The organism is Microbacterium sp. H37-C3, assembly GCF_027157935.1.
Lineage (GTDB): Bacteria > Actinomycetota > Actinomycetes > Actinomycetales > Microbacteriaceae > Microbacterium > Microbacterium plantarum.
Window position 1 is genome coordinate 585,146 of sequence record NZ_JAPVLR010000002.1, and the last position, 17,431, is coordinate 602,576.

Below are 17,431 nucleotides of genomic sequence, written 5' to 3' on the forward strand. Positions count from 1 at the left end.
CGTGCACGCCCACGGCCGAGACACCGCCAGCGGACCCTTCGTGGTCACGCTCGTCGTCGACCTGCCGATCGCCAAGCCCGATGCCCTCGAAACGATCGCCTTCGTATCGGACGGGGCGATCGAGAACGCGGGTACGGCCTTCCCGCGCGTCGGGCTGGGCCGGGACGTGTGGGCCGAGGTGCAGATCCCGAAGTTCGCCGACCCGCCGCCGCTCGCCGTCGACGTCTGCTCGGACGTGTCCTGGGATGTCGCGGCGACAGAGGCCGCGCGGTTGGCCGATGCGCTGCGGCGGGTCGGATGGTCGGTGCGGTCGCCGCGCTCCGACGAGGTCTGAGTCGCCCGCCCGTCGCGGTCCGGTCACGCGGCGACGGCGAAGAGCCCCGCGATCCCCGCGCCGTAGAGAACGAGCACGGTCAGCGAGTCGACACCCATCCCGGCGATCCGCTTCGCCGGCCGGAAGATGAGTCCGACGACGTAGACGAGCGTCAGCAGCGCGGCCAGCGCGGTGAGGTAGATGTCGGCTCCATTCGCCTGCGGCAGCACCGCCTGGCCCGAGATCAGGGTGGCCACGAGGAACAGCACGGGCAGGAACGCATTGCCGCCGAAGATGTCGCTCATCGCGAGATTGTCGTCGCCCTGACGGATGGCCTGCAGCCCCGTGGAGATCTCCGGCAGCGCGGTCGCGAGCGCGAGGATGGTCGCGCCGAACAGCACACCCGACAGGCCGATCTCGTCGGCGATGGCGTCGCCGACCCGCTCGAGCACGACACCGGCTCCGAGCGTCGCGAGCGCGGAGACCGCGAAGATCGCGACGACCGCCCCGGTGCTCATCGAGTGATGCGGATGCCGCGGCTTGGCGCGCCGGTGCCCCGGGGTGTGTTCACTCGCACCCGGCGACGTGCCGTTCTCGTGCCAGGGAAGGTGCTTGCCGGCGCGCTGCACGAGGAAGAGCCCGGCGAGCCACAGCGCCGCGATGAGCACGACATCGGGGGTGACACGTGCGACGACGAGGTCGCTGGGAAGCTGGCTCCCCGCCATCACGACCGCGAGCACGGCGACCACGATCACGGCTTCGAGCACGAGGGCGAGGGATGCGGCGCGATAGGTCAGCGGCCTGACCCCGCGACCGCGCTTGCCGAACAGGTCGAGGATCACCAGCACCACGGTCTGCAGCGCGATGCCACCCAGGATGTTGCCCACGGCGACTTCGAGGTTGCCCGCGATGGCGGCACTGACGGTGATGGCGATCTCGGGCAGGTTCGTGGCCACAGCGAGCACGATCAGCCCGCCGAACGCGCTGCCGATGTGCCAGCGATCGTCGATGACGTCGGTCGACTTCGAGAGCTGGATTCCGGCCACCCACACCGCGGCGGCGGCAGCGGCGAAGACCAGGAGGAGCAGCCAGAGGGGCAGGTTCGACATCCCCTCAGTGCACACCCGAACCGGCGCGACGGCTTACCGCTTGCGTTCGCGGCCGGAATGGACTCCGGCTCAGCGGAGCCAGCTGGACCGGCCGAACCGCTCCCACCGCTCGACGATGTGCACATCGCCGTCGTCCGTGGTCTCGAGCACCGTGGTGCCGCCGATGACGACGTGCTCGACTCGCGACTCCACCGCGAGCGGGTCGCCCGACCACAGGACGAGATCGCCGTCGCGACCGGCCTCGAGCGCGCCGACGCGGTCGTCGAGCCGCAGGATGCTGGCCGGGTTCGTCGTGAGCGCCTGCAACGCGACATCCGCCGGGAGGCCCTCGCGCACGGCGAGGATCGCCTGCAGACGGATCTGGTCGATCGGCACCACCGGGTGATCGGTCGTGATGGCGACGGTGACGCCGGCCTCGGCGATCAGGGCGAGCGCCCCGATCGCCCGGTCGCGCAGCTCGACCTTCGAGCGCGAGGTGAGCATCGGCCCGAAGATGACGGGGATGCCCTTCTCGGCCAGGACGTCCGCGATTTTGTGGCCTTCGGTGCCGTGGTTCACGACGAGCCGGTAGCCGAACTCCTCGGCGAGCCGGATCGCGGTGACGATGTCGTCGTGACGGTGGCTGTGCTGATCCCACAGCAGCGTGCCGTCGAGCACCTGAGCCAGCGTCTCCTTTCCAAGGTCGCGCTCGAACGGCTCGCCCTTGGCCGCCGCGGCATCCCGCTTCGCGACGTAGTTCTGGGCGCCGACGAAGGCGTCGCGCAACACGGACGCGACGCCCAGGCGGGTCGAGGGCGTCTGCTTCTTGTCGCCGTAGACGCGCTTGGGGTTCTCGCCGAGGGCGGACTTCACCGACACGTTCTCGGCGATCACCTGCTCGTCGACGGTGCGCCCGCCCCACGTCTTGATGGCGACGGTGCGTCCGCCGATCGGGTTGCCCGACCCCGGCTTGATCACGACGGAGGTGACGCCGCCGCGCAGGGCGTCGCGGAACCCGACCTCATCGATGTCGATGCCGTCGAGCGCGCGGAAGCGGGCGCCGTTGGGGTCGGTCATCTCGTTGGTGTCGTTGCCCGACCAGCCCTCGCCGTCCTCGTGGACTCCGAGGTGGCCGTGGGCCTCGACGAACCCGGGCAGAACCCAGCGCCCCGCGGCATCCACGATCTCGGCGCCGTCGGGCACGGGCGTCTCGGCCCCGCCGACGGCGGTGATCACGCCGTCCGTGACGATCACCGTCCCGCTCTCGATGACGGGCGCGGACACGGGGACGATGCGGCCGTTCACGACGGCGAGGATGCGGGGGGCCATGCCCTCGACCCTATGCCGGACGATCACGGGAGGCAGAACTCGTTGCCTTCGGGGTCTCGCATCTGCCAATACCGCTCGGGCCAGGGGCCCCACTGCTGTTCCACCAGCCGCACGACGCTCGCCCCGAGCCCGACGAGACGATCCTTCCCGGCATCCACGGCCTCGGCCGTCGCGCGGAGAGCACCGTCGACGGGTGCGACCGACACGTCGACGTGCAGGCGGTTGCGCCCCCGCTTCGAGCCGGTGACCTCCTCGTCGCGACCGACGGTACTCCCGCCCTTCGACAGTGGGTACACCCGGTATCGCCGGACGGCAACGGGGCTGACCGCTTGCGGGCGACGTCGTAGCGTGAGCCACTCACGAACTGCAGGGAGGAACCACCATGAGCCTCAATGGAAACGTGCCCTTCGTCGCACCCGGTGAGATGCCCATCGACCCGATCGAGGAAGCTCCGACGCTCGAGGTCACGGCTGAGGACCCCCTCGACGAGGACCCCCTCGACGAGGACTGACCCCGCTCCGGAACGGCGAAAGCGCACGTCCGCACGGTCTCCGCGTGAGCGGACCGAGCGGACGTGCGCTTTCGCGAACCGTCAGCGAGCGGTGATCAGTACCAGCCGACCGACTGCGAGTGGCCCCAGGCGCCGCAGGGCGAGCCGTAGCGGCCGGAGATGTAGCCGAGGCCCCAGCGAACCTGGGTGACGGCGTTGGTCTGCCAGTCGCCACCGGCCGAAGCCATCTTGCTGCCCGGAAGCGCCTGCGGGATGCCGTACGCGCCGCTGCCGCTGTTGTAGGCCTGGTAGTTCCAGCCCGACTCCTTGTTCCAGAGCGAGACGAGGCACGAGAACTGGTCCTGGCCCCAGCCGAACTCGCCGAGCATGTTGCTCGCGGCCTGCTGCGCGGCGCCGGGGGAGTTGTCCCCCGTCGAAGCGACCGCCGAAGCAGCGGGCGCGGACGACGACGACGAGGACGACGAGCGCGAGCCGCTCGAACGCTGGGCTGCGGCTGCGGCGGCCTCTTCCTCGGCCTTCGCCTTCGCGGCGGCCTCAGCGGCTGCGGCCTCTTCGGCGGCGATCCGCGCGGCCTCTTCCTCGGCGGCCTTCTGCGCCTGTGCGGCCTCGAGACGTCCGCGGAGGTCGGCCGTCTCGGCCTGCACATCGTCGGTCGCGTCCGTGAGCTTGTCGGTGAGGTCGGGCAGGAGCAGCGTCGGGATGACCTCGGTGTCCTTCAGGCCCTCGATGCGCTCGCGAAGCTGCGTGGTGTCGATCGTCGTGTCGCCCTCGATCGGAAGCGCGGCGGCCGAGACGTCACCGGTCACGGTGGCGGCCTCGACGACCGATGCCTCAGCCGCGGCGACGGCGTCGCTCGTGGCCTGCTCGATCGCGCTGAGCGGCTTCGCCGTCGACGTGGCCGCGGCGGTCACCAGCGCAGCGCGCTGCATCACCGGTGCGGGGCCGGATGCCGTGGGCAGTGCGGCCGAGGCCGTCGTGCCCACGACCGCGGTCAGCCCCATGGCCAGCCCGAGGGTGAGGGCGGCGGGACGGACGAAGCGGCGGGATGCGGAGCTGGAGCTCACGCTGGCGGAGCGCCGCAGGTCGCGGCGGGTGGTCTGGCTCGACGAAGAAGTCATGCGAACAGGGGCGGTCCTTCGATGTTTGCGGGCACCGCGACAGGCGGCGGGCGTCTCGGGCGGACGCACAAAACTCCCCGAGTCTGCGGGTTGAGTCTGGACGAGTCCCGGACAGTCCCTGGACGTAACCTGAATGCCCGAGCGCGCCGACCCCATGACGGGGAGCGTTACTCTGGCCGGAACGGCGGCGCTCGGCGGCCGTCCGACCGTCCGCGTCGAAGGAGGAATACGTGGCTGAAATCGAGAGCTTCACGCTGGATCACACCGCTGTGCTGGCTCCGTACGTGCGCCGGATCGGCGTCGAGCACGGACCGGACGGCGGAACCATCACCAACTTCGACGTTCGCTTCGTGCAACCCAACGCGGGCGAGATCCCGACCGCCGGCATCCACACCATCGAGCACATGCTCGCGGGTCTGCTCCGCGATCGGATCACGGGGGTCATCGACATCTCGCCGTTCGGATGCCGCACCGGCTTCCACCTGCTCATGTGGGGCGAGCCCGAGGTCGCCGATGTCGTCGCGGCGCTCACCGGCAGCCTGCGGTTCATCGCCGAGGAGGCGGTCGAGGCCGACATCCCGGGCGTCTCCGCTCTGGAGTGCGGCAACTACCGCGACCACTCGCTGCACTCGGCGCGGGAGTGGTCGAAGACCGTCCTCGACCAGGGCATCAGCCTCGACGCCTTCTCCCGCGTCGGCGTCTGACGCCGGCCGACCGACCGCCGCGACGTGACCCCGTCTCGCCACCAGCGTGCGCTGCGAGCCGCCGCTGCCGCGACCCTGGCCACGTTCGTCACGCTGCTGTCGCACGTCGCAGCAGGAGGCGAACCGCCCTCGGCGCTGGGTGCCGCCCTCCCGTGGGCGCTGTCGCTGATGATCAGCCTCGCCGTCGTCGGGCGCCGCGTCTCGGTCGTGCGCCTCGGGGCCGCGGTCACGGCGGCGCAGACGCTCTTCCACGTCATGTTCGCGCTCGGAGTCGTGCCGCTCGCAGGCTCCGCACGGATTGCCACCCCGTCGGGCCTGACGGGGCCGTTCAGCCTGCACGCGGGACATATGTCGCTCCCGGCATCCCCGTCCGCGCCGGGTGCGGTCGCTGCAGCAACCCCGGACGCCGCGATGATCGGCGCCCACATCCTGGCGGCCGCCATCACAACTCTGCTGCTGCATCGCGGCGAACGGCTGCTCGCGGCGCTCGCCGATCTCGCGCGGCGCATCGCGACGCGGCTGCGGTCTGTGACTCGGGATGCCGTCCCTTCCGCGCCGATGCCGCCGCGTCTGCGCCCCCTCGCGTCGAGCGTTCGCACACCGCGCCGTCGCGCCCTCGTCGCGGCGCCCGCGCGTCGAGGTCCGCCCGCTCTCCTCGCTCTCTGACGCCCCGGCGCCCGTCGGGGCGATCCGTCGTGCGCGCTGACGATGCTTCGCGCGCCGGCACCCCCGATGACCGAGGAGTCCCATGTCCATCACCGAGCCACGCGCGTCCACCGACGGCGCCCCGTCCCGCGAATTCGCCCCGCCCTCGCGGCGCCGTGCATGGGTCATGCCGCTGCTGCTGCGGATCCACTTCTTTGCCGGCATCCTGGTCGGCCCCTTCATCCTGATCGCGGCGCTCAGCGGAGCGGTCTACGTCGTGACGCCGCAGCTCGAGCGCGTCGTCTACGCCCATGAGCTCAGCGCGCCGGTCACCGAGACGACACTCCCGATCGGCGACCAGGTCCGCATCGCCGAGGGGTACATCGGTGACGCCGCCTCGCTCGCGGCGGTGCGGCCCGCGCCCGCAGCGGGCGACACGACGCGCGTCATGTTCGCCCAGGAGGGGCTCGGTCCGAGCCAGACCCGCGCTGTCTTCGTCGACCCCGGAACGGGCGAGATCCGAGGCGACCTGACGGTCTACGGCACGAGCGGCGCGCTGCCGCTTCGCGCGTGGGTCAGCGACCTGCACCGCAATCTCCACCTCGGCGAGCCGGGCCGCCTCTACAGCGAGTTCGCCGCCTCGTGGCTCGGCATCGTCGTGGTGGCCGGGCTCACGCTCTGGATCGTGCGGCTGCGGAGGGCACGCGTCAAGAGGGACCTGTTCCGCCCGAAACGAGGGGCCCAGGGTTACCGACGCCTGTTCGGGTGGCACGCGTCACTCGGGGTGTGGCTCGTGGTCGGAGCCCTCTTCCTGTCTGCCTCGGGAATCACCTGGTCGACCTACGGGGGAGCAAACGTCTCCACGCTGCGAGCGGCACTGTCGTGGCAGAACCCGGCGCTGTCGACGGCGCTCGGTGACACCGGCTCCGGTGGTGCTGCGGGAGCCCATGCGGACCACGGGGTCGTCGCGGCGCCGACCGCCGCGGTCTCACCCGATACGTTCGACGACGTGCTCGCGGTCGCGCGCACCGAGAACGTGAACGTCGGCCTCATCGAGATCCGGCCGCCCTCGGCTGCGGGGCAGGCGTGGGTCGTCCAGGAGATCCAGCGCAGCTTCCCGACGGAGGTCGACGCAGTCGCGATCGACGGCGACGCCCTCGCCGTCGTGGACCGGGTCGACTTCGACGACTACCCGTTCATGGCGAAGCTCGCGCGGTGGGCCGTCGACCTCCACATGGGGTCGATGTTCGGCCTCGTGAATCAGCTGGTGCTGTTCGTGGTCGCCGCCGGAATCGCGACGATGGTCGTGCTCGGGTACCTGATGTGGTGGAAGCGCCGCCCCACCCGCGACCCCGCACGTCGGGTCGGCGCGGTGCCCGGCGAGGCGCTTCCGAACGCGCCGGTATGGGGCGTCGCGCTCGTGGTGGCCGTCGCGATCGGCATCGGGTACGTCCTTCCCCTCGTGGGTCTGCCCCTCGCCGCGTTCGTCATCGGGGACGCGCTCGTCCAGGGTGCGCGGGTGCGGCGCGCGCGGAGATCTTCCTCCGGGGGAGCGGAAACGAGTGTGGTCAGGCCATGACAGGTCAACCCCTCGTTCCCGGCGAACTCTCAGGGTAGAGTTCCGGGCGAAGAACTCCGGCCACCCGTCGGAGAACAGGAGAAGAGCCATGGCGACAAGCCCCGCTGAATCGATCGTCGACGCCGTCGGCGGTCCGGGAAACATCGAGAGTCTGACGCACTGCGCCACGCGCCTGCGCTTCCAACTGCGCGATTCCTCGAACGTCGATCAGTCGACGGTCGAGGCGATCCCGGGCGTCATGGGCGCCGTGCCGCAGGCCGGAAACCGCTACCAGGTCGTCATCGGCGGAGCCGTCCAGAACGTCTACAACGACATCAACGCGCTCCCCGCGATGTCGGGCGCCGGCGGTGGTGCTGTGGATGAGGACGACATCGACTCGGTCAAGGCGCGCGAGCGTGCCAAGGGACCGCGCGGCAAGGTCGCCTGGCTCGACTCCCTGTTCGAGTTCCTCTCGGACTCGTTCCGTCCCATCCTCGGCGCGCTGCTGGGCGCGTCGCTGTTCATCACCTTCATGGCGCTGATGGCGACCCTCGGCGTCATCCCGGCGTGGAATGCCCCGGGCGTCGTCCTCGACCCGTCGTGGCAGTTCATCAACCTGATGTGGCAGTGCGTCTTCATCTTCCTGCCGCTCATGGTCGCCTACAACGCGGCCAAGAAGGTCGGCGCGGACCCGTGGGTCGGTTTCGCGATCATGGCCGTCGTGATGCTCCCGCAGTTCTCGGGGCTGGCGGACCAGGACGGCGCTCAGCAGATCAACTTCCTGGGCTCGAACATCACGACCGTCCCGGTGTTCGGCATGCCCCTGACGATCTTCGATTACAGCTCGCAGGTGTTCCCGCCGCTGCTCATGGCGGGGGTGCTCGGGCTGCTCTGGAAGGGTCTGCGCAAGGTCATTCCGGAGAACATCCAGCTGATCTTCGTGCCGTTCCTGGCGATGCTGGTCATGATCCCGCTCACCGCCTTCCTCATCGGCCCCATCGGCGTCTACGCCGGTGCCGGTCTGGCGAACCTCCTGAGCTCGATCAACGACTTCTCGCCGTTCATCTTCGCGATCGTCATCCCGCTCGCGTACCCCTTCATGGTGCCGCTCGGTCTGCACTGGCCGATCAACGCGGTCATGCTGCTGAACATCCAGACCCTCGGCTACGACTTCATCCAGGGCCCCATGGGCGCATGGAACTTCGCCTGCTTCGGTGCGACCGCCGGTGTGCTGTGGATCTCGTGGCGTGCCCGCGACAAGCAGATGCGCCAGACGGCGACGGGAGCCCTCGCGGCTGGTCTGCTCGGCGGCATCTCGGAACCCTCGCTCTACGGCATCCACCTGCGCTTCAAGCGCATCTACCCCCGGATGCTCGTCGGATGCCTCGTCGGTGGTCTCATCATCGGCATCGGAGGTGGCGTCAAGACGCAGGCGTTCGTGTTCACGTCGCTCCTGACGATCCCTGCCTTCGACTCGGTCGTCCTCTACGGCATCGCCGTGCTCGCGGCGTTCGTCGTCGCGATGGCCCTCGTCATCATCAGCGACTACCGCACGCCCGAGCAGCGCGCCGAGTTCGAGGCGCAGCGCGATAAGGCCGAGGCGAAGGCCGGCGCGACGGCTGCCGGTGCTGCGGCCGCGCCCGCTGCGGCTGCGGCCTCGGGCTCGTCGACCGCGGCACCCGCGCAGACCGCGCAGGGGACCGCGACCGCGACCCTCGACAAGCCCGGCGCCACCGATGAGGTGTCGGCGGCGATCGAGATCGCGTCTCCGCTCGACGGCACGGCCGTCGCGCTCTCCGAGGTGCCGGACCCCGTTTTCGGTGGCGGCGTCATGGGTCCGGGTGTCGCGATCGAGCCGACGGGCAACACCGTCGTCTCGCCCGGTGCCGGAACCGTCGCGGCTGCACAGCCGACCGGTCACGCGTTCGGTCTCGAGCTCGACAACGGGGTGGAACTGCTCATCCACGTCGGCATCGACACCGTCAACCTGAAGGGCGAGGGCTTCGAGGTCCACGTCAAGGCCGGTGACCGCGTCGAGCAGGGCACGCCCCTCGTGACGTTCGACCGCGCCGTGATCGAGAAGGCGGGCTACCCGCTGATCACGCCGGTCATCGTTCTCAACGGCGACGCCTTCGCGACGGTCGACCCCGTGGGCTTCGGCCCGACGACGGCCGGCGCCCCCCTCCTGGTCCTGGAGAAGTAACCCCCCAACCCCCGACCCCCAACGTCGACTCGCCACGAATCGCGGATGCCGGGCCCCCGGCATCCGCAGATTCTGGCGAGTCGACGTTTTACGTACGCGGGGTCAGGGGAGGCGGCGGAGCAGGAGGACGCCGTCGAGCAGGTGCGGGGGACGAGATGCCGCGTGGCCCGATGCCGCAGAGGCCCCGTGCTCGCGGATCTCTCGGCGCTCGACGATCTCCTCGCGCTCGACCACCCAATCAGCGGGGTCGAGGTCGAGCGCGGCGCGCTCCTCGGCGGGCGTGGGGAACGGAGGATGGTCGGGATGGTCGTGCGGCTCGCCGTCCTCGGGGCCGCGCGGCGGTCCGCCGGCATGCGACACGACGAGCAGTCGCCCGCCCGGGGCGACGTGGCGGAGGGCGGCGCGCAGGAGCGGGATGCGGGAGAACTCCGGGTCCCACGAGTGCAAGAAGCTCGTCGTCACGAGGTCGAACTCGCCGAGCTCGGCCGCGTCGATCTCCCCGGCGACGAAGGTCGCGTCGACCTGAGCGTCACGGGCGGCCGCCTGGGCCCGTGAGACCGCCGTCGGCGACAGATCGACGCCGGTCACCGACCACCCGCGCGATGCGAGCCACAGGGCGTCGCCGCCCTCGCCGCAGCCCAGATCGAGCGCTGTGGCCGGAGTGAGCGAGCCCGCGGCCTCGAGCTCGGCGATCACCGTCGAGGTCGTCTCGTTCACCTGCCCCGACCACACCCGGTCCGTCTCGGCGTATCGGGCTTCCCAGTCGGCGGCGTGACCCCGGCGGCGCTCGAGCGCCGCGGCGGCGTCGCGGGCGACGAGCGCGGCGTTGACCGCGGCACCGGCCATCGACCCGGCGCCCATCGAGAGGGGGACGTTCGCCATCGGCGCGACGACATTGCCGGCGGCCCAGACGAGGGGGTGACTCGTCGCCCCCGCCGCATCGACGGCGATGAACGACCCGACCGGTCCGTCGGCGCGGGCGAGGTCGAGCCCGGCTAGGAAGTCGTCGCGAGGCTCGAGGTGTCCGCCGGTGAAGATCGCGTCGATCGCCACGTGCTGCCCATCGGCGGTCACGACAGCGCCGATCGCCGCGTCGTGGGCGTCGTCCGCCGCTTCCGCCGGGCCGGTGACGGCGACCACGGGCGAGGAGACGGTGCGGATGCCGCGAGCGCGCAGCCGCTCCCGCACGTCGTCCCCGAGGTCACCCGCCGCAGCGGTGAACGCCACGACGTCGGGGCTCCACTGCCGTACGAGCTCGATCTGGTGCAGGCTCATCGGCGACGTCGCGAGCACGCCGATACGGCGATCGCGCACTTCCCAGCCGTGGCAGTAGGGGCAGTGCAGCACGGTCCGTCCCCAGCGCTCGGCGAGCCCCGGCACATCGGGCATGCGGTCGGAGACGCCGGTCGCGACGAGAAGCGCTCGCGTCGTGATCCGCTCGGTGCCGCCGGCAAGGCCGACCTCGAGGCCGCCGTCGATCTCGGTCACCGATGAGACGCGCGCCGAACGGAAGGCGACGCCGTAGCGTTCCGCCTCTGCGTGGCCGCGTCGGCGGAGCTCGGTCGGCGAGGTGCCGTCGAAGCCCACGACGGCGTGCATGTGCTCGGCGAACCGATTGCGCGGGCTGTCGGAGTCGAGCACGAGGGTGCGGCGGCGAGCCCGCCCGAGCATCTGCGCGGCGCTGAGGCCGGCGGGGCCGGCGCCGACGATGACGACGTCCTGATCGAGAATCTGCATGTCGAACAGCATCCGGATTCGAGTGCGCTCTGGCAAACAGGTTTGCAGAAATGGCAAACTGGATGCATGACCGGACTGGATCAGATCGGCCCGCGCCTGCGCGCGGCCAGGCAGGAACGCGGGCTCACCCTCGAAGAGCTCGCGGAGCGGGCGGGCATGTCGACGAGCACGCTCTCGCGGCTCGAGTCGGGCAAGCGTCAGGCGAACCTCGAGCTTCTCGTGCCGCTGACGCGGCAGCTCGGCATCCGGATCGACGATCTCGTGCCCGCCGAGCATCCCGATCCCCGGGTGCGTCGGCCCGCGACGACCCGGCACGGTCATGTCGTCGCGCCGCTGACGCGCGAGAGCTCACCCGTGCAGACCTACAAGGTGACGTTCCCGCCGTCCGATGAGGCGCCGGCGCCTCGGGTCCACGACGGCTTCGAGTGGTTCTACGTGCTGAGCGGGCGCATCCGGCTCGTGCTCGACGACCAGGAGCTCATCCTCGCGCGGGGCGAGGCGGCGGAGTTCGACACCCGCACCCCGCATTCCATCAGCGCGGTGGGCACGCGCCCCGCCGAGGTCATCAGCATCTTCAACGCCGCCGGTGAGCGCATGCATACCCTGACGGCCCCCTCCTGACACCCGCCCCCTACGCGTCGACTCGCCGAGAACTGCGGATGCCGGTGTCCCGGCATTCGCGTTCTCTGGCGAGTCGACGGTCTGTGTTCGTGGGTCAGGAGCCGCGGTGCGTGCGGTAGTAGGCGAGGAGGGCCTGGGTCGAGGCGTCCTGCGCGGCGAGCGCGTCGGCGTCGCCCTCGATCGCGGGCGCGATCTGCAGGGCGAGCTGCTTGCCGAGCTCGACACCCCACTGGTCGAACGAGTTGATGCCCCAGATCGTGCCCTGCGTGAAGGTGATGTGCTCGTAGAGCGCGATGAGCTCGCCGAGCACTCTCGGGGTGAGCGCGGGCGCGAAGATCGACGTCGTCGGACGGTTGCCCGCGAACGTCCGCGCCGCGACGAGCGCTCCGGTCGTGCCCTCGGCCTCGACCTCCTCGGCGGTCTTGCCGAAGGCGAGCGCCTTCGTCTGCGCCAGGAAGTTCGCGAGGAACAGCCCGTGCACGTCGCGCCCGCCGTCGGTGAGCGGGTGGGCCGGGTTGACGAAGGCGATGAAGTCGGCGGGGATCAGGCGCGTGCCCTGGTGGATGAGCTGGTAGAACGCGTGCTGGCCGTTGGTGCCGGGCTCACCCCAGAAGACCTCGCCGGTGTCGGAGGTGACGGGCGTGCCGTCCCAGCGCACCGACTTGCCGTTCGACTCCATCGTGAGTTGCTGCAGGTAGGCCGCGAAGCGGTGCAGCTGCTGAGCGTAGGGGAGCACCGCGTGCGTCTGCGCGCCGAGGAAGTTGGTGTACCAGACGTTGAGCAGGCCCATGAGAACGGGCACGTTCTTCTCGAGCGGGGTGGATGCCACGTGCTCGTCGACCGCGTGGAAGCCGGCGAGCAGGTCGCGGAACGCGTCGGGGCCGAGCTCGATCACGAGCGACAGGCCGATCGCCGAGTCGACGGAGTAGCGGCCGCCGACCCAGTCCCAGAATCCGAACGCATTGGCGGGGTCGATGCCGAAGGCCTCGACCTTGTCGAGCGCGGTCGAGACGGCGACGAAGTGGTGGGCGACGGCGTCCGTCTTCTGCGCCTCGCCGTCGTCGATCGCGCCGGCCTCCTTCAGCCCGGCCCACAGCCAGTCGCGGGCGAGGCGCGCGTTGGTGAGGGTCTCGAGGGTCGTGAAGGTCTTCGACGCGACGATGAACAGCGTCGTCTCGGGGTCGAGGTCGGCGGTCTTGTTCGCGATGTCGAACGGGTCGATGTTCGACACGAACCGCGCCTGGATGCCGGCGGTCGCGTACGGCCGAAGCGCCTCGGAGATCATGACCGGTCCGAGGTCGGAGCCGCCGATGCCGATGTTGACGACGTGGGTCACCTTCTTGCCGGTGATGCCGGTCCATTCGCCCGAGCGCACCCGGTCGGCGAAGGCCGACATCTTCTCGAGCACGGCCTGGACGTCGGCGTCGATATCCTGGCCGTCGACGACGAGCTCGGGTGAGGCGCCGGCGGGGCGACGCAGGGCAGTGTGGAGCACCGCGCGGTCTTCACTGGTGTTGATGTGCTCGCCCGAGACCATCGCGGCGTAGCGCTCGGCGACGCCGGTCTGCTCGGCCAGGCGCACGAGGGCGGCGACGATCTCGTCGGTGACGAGGTTCTTCGACAGGTCGACGTGCAGGTCGGCCAGCGGCAGGCTCAGACGCTCGACGCGCCCGGGGTCGCTGTCGAACCACCCGCGGAGGTCGGGGGTGAAGCCCTTCTTCAGCGACTCGAGGTCGGTCCAGGCGGCGGTGGTGGTGGCATCGATGGGAGCAGCGGTCACGCTCTCACGGTAGCCGCGCCACGGTGTCCGCGTCCACGCGGCGCGGCGGGAGAACTCTCCACGACGCGGCCGTCGACGAGCCGGCACACGGCGTCGACCTCGCCGAGCTCGGCCAGATCGTGCGTGACGGCGACGACGGCCGTGCCCGTGCTCGCCACGGCGGCGAGAGCGGATGCGACGGCGTCGCGGGATGCCGCATCCAGTCCGCTCATCGGTTCGTCGAGCAGCAGCAGGTCGGCCTCCTGCGCGAGGGCTTGCGCGATGTACGCCCGCTGGCGCTGGCCGCCCGAGAGCAGGCCGAGCGGCCGCCGGGCGAGAGGGGCCAGCCCGACGGTGTCGATCGCTTCGGCGATGCGCGCGCGGTCGCTGCGCCGCAGCGGCAGGAATGGTCCCCGCTCGCGCCAGCGCCCCATCGCGACCAAGTCGGTCACGGTCAGCGGCAGGCGGGCGCCGTCGTTCGAGGTCTGCGGTACGAGACCGACGCGGATGCCGGGTTCCCGGCGCACCGTTCCCGAGGTGGGGGAGAGGAGCCCGGCCGCGACGGCGATCAGGGTCGACTTCCCCGACCCGTTGGCGCCCACGATCGCGTGGACCTCTCCGCCGGTCACGTCGAGATCCACGCCGCGAAGGGCGAGGTGCCCGTCGAAGGCGACGGTCACCTCCCGCAGGGCGACGACGGAGCCACCGGGGACGAGTGGGGTAGTGGAGCTGGACATCCACCCAGTATTGCAAATGAAAACGGTTCTCACTTTCATGTAAGGTCGTCGACCGTGTCCCTCCTCCTCGATCCCTTCGCCGTCACGTTCGTCCAGCGCGCCCTGCTCGGCGGCGCGCTCGTGGCGATCGTGTGCGGCATCGTCGGCACGTGGGTCGTGCTGCGCGGCATGGCGTTCCTGGGCGAGGCCATGGCGCACGGCATGCTTCCCGGGGTCGCCGTCGCGACCCTCACGGGGTTCCCGCCGATGGCGGGCGCTGCCATCAGTGCGGCGGCGATGTCGCTCGGGGTCGGAGCCCTGCAGCGCCGGGGCCGCCTCTCGGCCGACACCAGCATCGGACTCCTGTTCGTCGCAAGCCTCTCGCTCGGCATCATCGTCATCTCGGCGTCGCGGAGCTTCGCGACGGATGCCTCGGCCATCCTCTTCGGCGACATCCTGGCCATCGGTCCCTCCGAACTCGTCGCCCTCGCCGTCGCGGTCATCGTCACCGTCGTCGTCGCAGCCCTCGGGCACCGCGCGTTCGTCGCGCTGACCGTCGACCCGCGACAGGCGCAGCTGCTCGGTCTCCGTCCCCGCGCCGCCCACATCGTCCTCGTCGGGCTCGTCACGCTCGCGGTGGTCTCGGCCTACCAGGCGGTCGGCTCGCTGCTGGTGGTCGGCATGCTCCTCGGCCCCGCCGTCGCGGCCGGACAGTGGACCCGGCGCATCGTGCCCACGATGATCCTCGCCGCCCTGATCGGCACGCTCTCCGTCGCCGTGGGCCTGCTCATCTCCTGGCACGCCGCCACCGCTGCCGGCGCCACGGTCGCATTCACCGCGATCTGCTCCGGTGCCGTCTCCACCGGCATCCGCGCGCTCGTGCGCGCTCTGACCCGCCCGGACGGGCGCCGCGCGCCGGCATCCGTCATCCCGAACACCCCGGAAAGGACCGCATGAGAACTCGTGCACCTCTCTCGCTCATCGCTCTCACCGCCGGTGCCGCCCTGCTCGCCGGCTGCCAGGCCACTCCGTCGGACTCGGCCGCCGCGACTCCGGATGCTGATGCCACCGCGCGTGGCGAAGCCCTCGGCGACGGTCACGGCGCCATCGCCGGGGCGCGCGAACTCGCCGAGCCCGCGCTGCACCTCACCAGCATCGGCACCGACGGCGCCGTGCACCACCTCGACCTGATCGACGAGCAGTCCGAGGTCCTCGGCGACATCGCTCCCGCCGACACGCTCGACAGCGAAGGACGATTCCTCTTCGCGGCCCGCGAGGGTGAGGTGTCGATCATCGACAGCGGCGTGTGGACGTGGAACCACATCGATCACTTCCATTACTACGAGGCACCGTCCCGCATCCTCGGCGAGCTCGAGGGTTCCGGCACACCGCGCACCGTGACGAGCGACCTCGGCGTCGGCGTCTACTTCGACGACGGCGACCGCGGGGGCGAGGCCGTGCTGCTCGACTTCGACGCGCTCAAGAAGGGCGACATCGTCGAGAGCTTCCGCCTCGACCTCGATGCCCCCGGGTCCCTCGTCGCACCGATCCCCGGGGGAGCGCTGATCGCCGACGCCGGCTCGGGCGAGATCCGCCGCGTCGACGCCTCGGGGTCGGAACTCGACACCACGCCCTGCGTCGAGCCGGCGGGGTCCATCGCGACCAACGTGGGCGTCGTCATCGGATGCGCCGACGGTGCCGTGCTCGCCGTCTCGGATGCGGCTGGCACGGCTCTCGAGAGCATCCCGTATCCCGCGGGCGGGCCGAGCCGCGCTCTGTCGTTCGCGAACCGCGAGGGTCGCCCCACCGTGGCCGGTCGTACCGAGTCCTCGGCGTTCTGGCTGCTCGACACCCGCGAGCGCTCGTGGACGGCGCACGACGCCGGCCTGCCGATCGTCCGTGTGACGGCCGTCGACGACGCCGACGAGACCGTGGTCGCGCTCGCCGCCGACGGCTCGGTGATCGTCATCTCCGGTGCGACGGGCGAGCAGCTCTCCCGCACGGAGCCGCTGGTGGCGGCATCCGTCGCCGACCCGGCGCTCGCTGCGGGCGTCGACCTCGTCGCGGACCAGCGTCGCACCTACCTCAACGGGCCCGCGGAGCGGACGCTGTTCGAGCTCGATCCCGCCGACGGCGGGCGGGTGGCCCGAAGCTTCCCCACCGAGCACGCCCCCGCCCTCTTCGCGGAGACGGGCCGATGAGGCGGGTAGCGCTGGCTCTCGGCCTCGTCGTCGCCGGGGTGGTCTCGCTCGCGGGCTGCTCGGGAGCCGGAAGCGACCGTCCGACCGTCGTCGTGACGACCAACATCCTGGGCGACATCGTGCAGAACCTCGCCGGTGAAGAGCTCGAGGTCGTCACCTTCATGCCGCGGGACGCCGATCCGCACTCGTTCGAGCTCTCGGCCCAAGATGCGGCGACGATGCGCAGTGCCGATCTCGTGGTCTCGAACGGGCTCGGGCTCGAAGAGGGGGTGCAGCACCACGTCGACGCGTCCGCCGCGGACGGTGTGGCCCAGTTCGTCGCGGGCGATCACGTCGAGACCCTCGGTTACCTCGACTCCGACGCGGTCGACCCGCACTTCTGGACCGATCCGACCCAGACCGCGAGCGTCGTCGAGGCACTCGCCCCGGTCCTCGCCGACCTCGCCGGCGACGGCGGAAAGGCCGTGACGGATGCCGGCGACGCGTACCTCGCGGAACTCGAGACGGTCGACGCCGAGATGACCGCCGGTCTGGAGTCCATCCCCGCCGAGCACCGCGCGCTCGTCACCAACCATCACGTGTTCGGTTACCTCGCGCGCCGCTACGACGTCCGCATCCTGGGGGCGGCCGTGCCGGGCGGCACGACGCTCGCAGCGCCCAGCGCGTCCGACCTGCAGGAGCTCGTCGACGCGATCGACGCGGCCGGGGTCCGCACGATCTTCGCCGACTCGTCGCAGCCCGACCGGCTCATGCGCGTCCTCGCCGACGAAGCCGGGCGCGACGTGTCCGTCGTGCCGCTGCTGACCGAGTCGCTCGCGCCGGAGGGGCAGCCCGGCGACACCTACCTCGACATGATGCGCCAGAACCTCCAGCGCATCACCGACGGCCTCACCCGATGAGGCATTTCCCTGGAAAGGAAACCCACCCC

The 17,431-nt window shown here is 71.0% G+C and carries 17 protein-coding genes; 10 read left to right on the forward strand and 7 right to left on the reverse strand.

Features of this window, described 5'->3' with window-relative positions; translation table 11 throughout:
* The first annotated feature begins 1 nt into the window (after nucleotide 1).
* Nucleotides 2-334: a hypothetical protein gene (locus O1W71_RS07760; RefSeq protein ID WP_112616605.1), complete on the forward strand. Its 333-nt coding sequence runs from the start codon at nucleotides 2-4 to the stop codon at nucleotides 332-334.
* A 23-nt stretch (nucleotides 335-357) separates the two neighbouring features.
* Here O1W71_RS07760 and O1W71_RS07765 read toward each other — a convergent pair whose 3' ends face one another.
* The 3 genes from O1W71_RS07765 to O1W71_RS07775 form a co-directional block, all read right to left on the reverse strand.
* Nucleotides 358-1,422: a sodium:calcium antiporter gene (locus O1W71_RS07765; RefSeq protein ID WP_269267294.1), complete on the reverse strand. Its 1,065-nt coding sequence runs from the start codon at nucleotides 1,420-1,422 to the stop codon at nucleotides 358-360.
* Between the two features lie 69 nt (nucleotides 1,423-1,491).
* Nucleotides 1,492-2,730, reverse strand: a complete 1,239-nt coding sequence (locus tag O1W71_RS07770) for an amidohydrolase (RefSeq protein WP_269267295.1) — start codon at nucleotides 2,728-2,730, stop codon at nucleotides 1,492-1,494.
* A 23-nt stretch (nucleotides 2,731-2,753) separates the two neighbouring features.
* Nucleotides 2,754-3,026, reverse strand: a complete 273-nt coding sequence (locus O1W71_RS07775; RefSeq protein ID WP_269267297.1) for a VOC family protein — start codon at nucleotides 3,024-3,026, stop codon at nucleotides 2,754-2,756.
* Between the two features lie 86 nt (nucleotides 3,027-3,112).
* Here O1W71_RS07775 and O1W71_RS07780 point away from each other — a divergent pair, with 86 nt between their 5' ends.
* Nucleotides 3,113-3,241: a hypothetical protein gene (locus tag O1W71_RS07780; protein WP_256978038.1), complete on the forward strand. Its 129-nt coding sequence runs from the start codon at nucleotides 3,113-3,115 to the stop codon at nucleotides 3,239-3,241.
* 95 nt (nucleotides 3,242-3,336) lie between these two features.
* Here O1W71_RS07780 and O1W71_RS07785 read toward each other — a convergent pair whose 3' ends face one another.
* Nucleotides 3,337-4,359 carry a lytic transglycosylase domain-containing protein gene (locus O1W71_RS07785; protein WP_269267299.1) on the reverse strand — a complete coding sequence of 341 codons (1,023 nt, stop codon included), beginning with the start codon at nucleotides 4,357-4,359 and terminating at the stop codon, nucleotides 3,337-3,339.
* A 230-nt stretch (nucleotides 4,360-4,589) separates the two neighbouring features.
* Here O1W71_RS07785 and O1W71_RS07790 point away from each other — a divergent pair, with 230 nt between their 5' ends.
* The 4 genes from O1W71_RS07790 to O1W71_RS07805 all read left to right on the forward strand — a co-directional run bounded on the left by O1W71_RS07790 (nucleotide 4,590) and on the right by O1W71_RS07805 (nucleotide 9,469).
* Nucleotides 4,590-5,063, forward strand: coding sequence for an S-ribosylhomocysteine lyase (locus tag O1W71_RS07790; RefSeq protein WP_269267300.1), 474 nt, complete (start codon nucleotides 4,590-4,592; stop codon nucleotides 5,061-5,063).
* Nucleotides 5,064-5,087: 24 nt separating this feature from the next.
* Nucleotides 5,088-5,729: a hypothetical protein gene (locus tag O1W71_RS07795; protein WP_269267301.1), complete on the forward strand. Its 642-nt coding sequence runs from the start codon at nucleotides 5,088-5,090 to the stop codon at nucleotides 5,727-5,729.
* 82 nt (nucleotides 5,730-5,811) lie between these two features.
* Nucleotides 5,812-7,287, forward strand: coding sequence for a PepSY-associated TM helix domain-containing protein (locus tag O1W71_RS07800; RefSeq protein ID WP_269267302.1), 1,476 nt, complete (start codon nucleotides 5,812-5,814; stop codon nucleotides 7,285-7,287).
* An 88-nt stretch (nucleotides 7,288-7,375) separates the two neighbouring features.
* Nucleotides 7,376-9,469 carry a glucose PTS transporter subunit IIA gene (locus tag O1W71_RS07805; RefSeq protein ID WP_269267303.1) on the forward strand — a complete coding sequence of 698 codons (2,094 nt, stop codon included), beginning with the start codon at nucleotides 7,376-7,378 and terminating at the stop codon, nucleotides 9,467-9,469.
* Nucleotides 9,470-9,571: 102 nt separating this feature from the next.
* Here O1W71_RS07805 and O1W71_RS07810 read toward each other — a convergent pair whose 3' ends face one another.
* On the reverse strand, nucleotides 9,572-11,206 hold the full coding sequence (locus O1W71_RS07810) for an FAD-dependent oxidoreductase (RefSeq protein ID WP_269267305.1): 1,635 nt from the start codon (nucleotides 11,204-11,206) through the stop codon (nucleotides 9,572-9,574).
* A gap of 66 nt (nucleotides 11,207-11,272) precedes the next feature.
* Between O1W71_RS07810 and O1W71_RS07815 the strand changes: the two genes are divergently transcribed.
* The gene (locus O1W71_RS07815) at nucleotides 11,273-11,827 is read left to right on the forward strand and encodes a helix-turn-helix domain-containing protein (protein WP_112616623.1); all 555 of its coding nucleotides are present in this window, start codon (nucleotides 11,273-11,275) and stop codon (nucleotides 11,825-11,827) included.
* Between the two features lie 94 nt (nucleotides 11,828-11,921).
* Here O1W71_RS07815 and pgi read toward each other — a convergent pair whose 3' ends face one another.
* On the reverse strand, nucleotides 11,922-13,607 hold the full coding sequence (pgi, locus tag O1W71_RS07820) for a glucose-6-phosphate isomerase (RefSeq protein ID WP_269267308.1): 1,686 nt from the start codon (nucleotides 13,605-13,607) through the stop codon (nucleotides 11,922-11,924).
* Nucleotides 13,604-14,323 (reverse strand): zinc ABC transporter ATP-binding protein AztA, encoded by a 720-nt coding sequence (gene aztA, locus O1W71_RS07825; RefSeq protein ID WP_269267309.1) that lies wholly within the window; start codon nucleotides 14,321-14,323, stop codon nucleotides 13,604-13,606. Before aztA ends, pgi begins: the two co-directional genes overlap by 4 nt.
* 54 nt (nucleotides 14,324-14,377) lie before the next feature.
* On the opposite strand from aztA, the gene aztB reads away from it, so the two are divergent.
* The 3 genes from aztB to O1W71_RS07840 are packed head-to-tail and all read left to right on the forward strand — an operon-like array spanning nucleotide 14,378 to nucleotide 17,402.
* Complete coding sequence (gene aztB, locus O1W71_RS07830; protein WP_269267310.1) at nucleotides 14,378-15,259, forward strand: zinc ABC transporter permease AztB; 882 nt, start codon at nucleotides 14,378-14,380, stop codon at nucleotides 15,257-15,259.
* Entirely contained in the window at nucleotides 15,256-16,503 is a 1,248-nt protein-coding gene (locus O1W71_RS07835) for a hypothetical protein (protein WP_269267311.1), read from the forward strand. The genes aztB and O1W71_RS07835 overlap by 4 nt, the downstream gene beginning before the upstream one ends.
* Nucleotides 16,500-17,402 carry a metal ABC transporter substrate-binding protein gene (locus O1W71_RS07840; RefSeq protein ID WP_269267312.1) on the forward strand — a complete coding sequence of 301 codons (903 nt, stop codon included), beginning with the start codon at nucleotides 16,500-16,502 and terminating at the stop codon, nucleotides 17,400-17,402. The genes O1W71_RS07835 and O1W71_RS07840 overlap by 4 nt, the downstream gene beginning before the upstream one ends.
* Nucleotides 17,403-17,431 lie beyond the last annotated feature (29 nt).

What these genes read in the sequence shown, in the direction of transcription:
- O1W71_RS07765 (WP_269267294.1), bottom strand. Translation starts at nt 1,422, where the DNA reads ATGTCGAACCTGCCCCTCTGGCTGCTCCTCCTGGTCTTCGCCGCTGCC.
- O1W71_RS07770 (WP_269267295.1), bottom strand. Translation starts at nt 2,730, where the DNA reads ATGGCCCCCCGCATCCTCGCCGTCGTGAACGGCCGCATCGTCCCCGTG.
- O1W71_RS07780 (WP_256978038.1), top strand. Translation starts at nt 3,113, where the DNA reads ATGAGCCTCAATGGAAACGTGCCCTTCGTCGCACCCGGTGAGATGCCC.
- O1W71_RS07785 (WP_269267299.1), bottom strand. Translation starts at nt 4,359, where the DNA reads ATGACTTCTTCGTCGAGCCAGACCACCCGCCGCGACCTGCGGCGCTCC.
- O1W71_RS07800 (WP_269267302.1), top strand. Translation starts at nt 5,812, where the DNA reads ATGTCCATCACCGAGCCACGCGCGTCCACCGACGGCGCCCCGTCCCGC.
- O1W71_RS07805 (WP_269267303.1), top strand. Translation starts at nt 7,376, where the DNA reads ATGGCGACAAGCCCCGCTGAATCGATCGTCGACGCCGTCGGCGGTCCG.
- O1W71_RS07810 (WP_269267305.1), bottom strand. Translation starts at nt 11,206, where the DNA reads ATGCAGATTCTCGATCAGGACGTCGTCATCGTCGGCGCCGGCCCCGCC.
- O1W71_RS07815 (WP_112616623.1), top strand. Translation starts at nt 11,273, where the DNA reads ATGACCGGACTGGATCAGATCGGCCCGCGCCTGCGCGCGGCCAGGCAG.
- aztA (WP_269267309.1), bottom strand. Translation starts at nt 14,323, where the DNA reads ATGTCCAGCTCCACTACCCCACTCGTCCCCGGTGGCTCCGTCGTCGCC.
- O1W71_RS07835 (WP_269267311.1), top strand. Translation starts at nt 15,256, where the DNA reads ATGAGAACTCGTGCACCTCTCTCGCTCATCGCTCTCACCGCCGGTGCC.
- O1W71_RS07840 (WP_269267312.1), top strand. Translation starts at nt 16,500, where the DNA reads ATGAGGCGGGTAGCGCTGGCTCTCGGCCTCGTCGTCGCCGGGGTGGTC.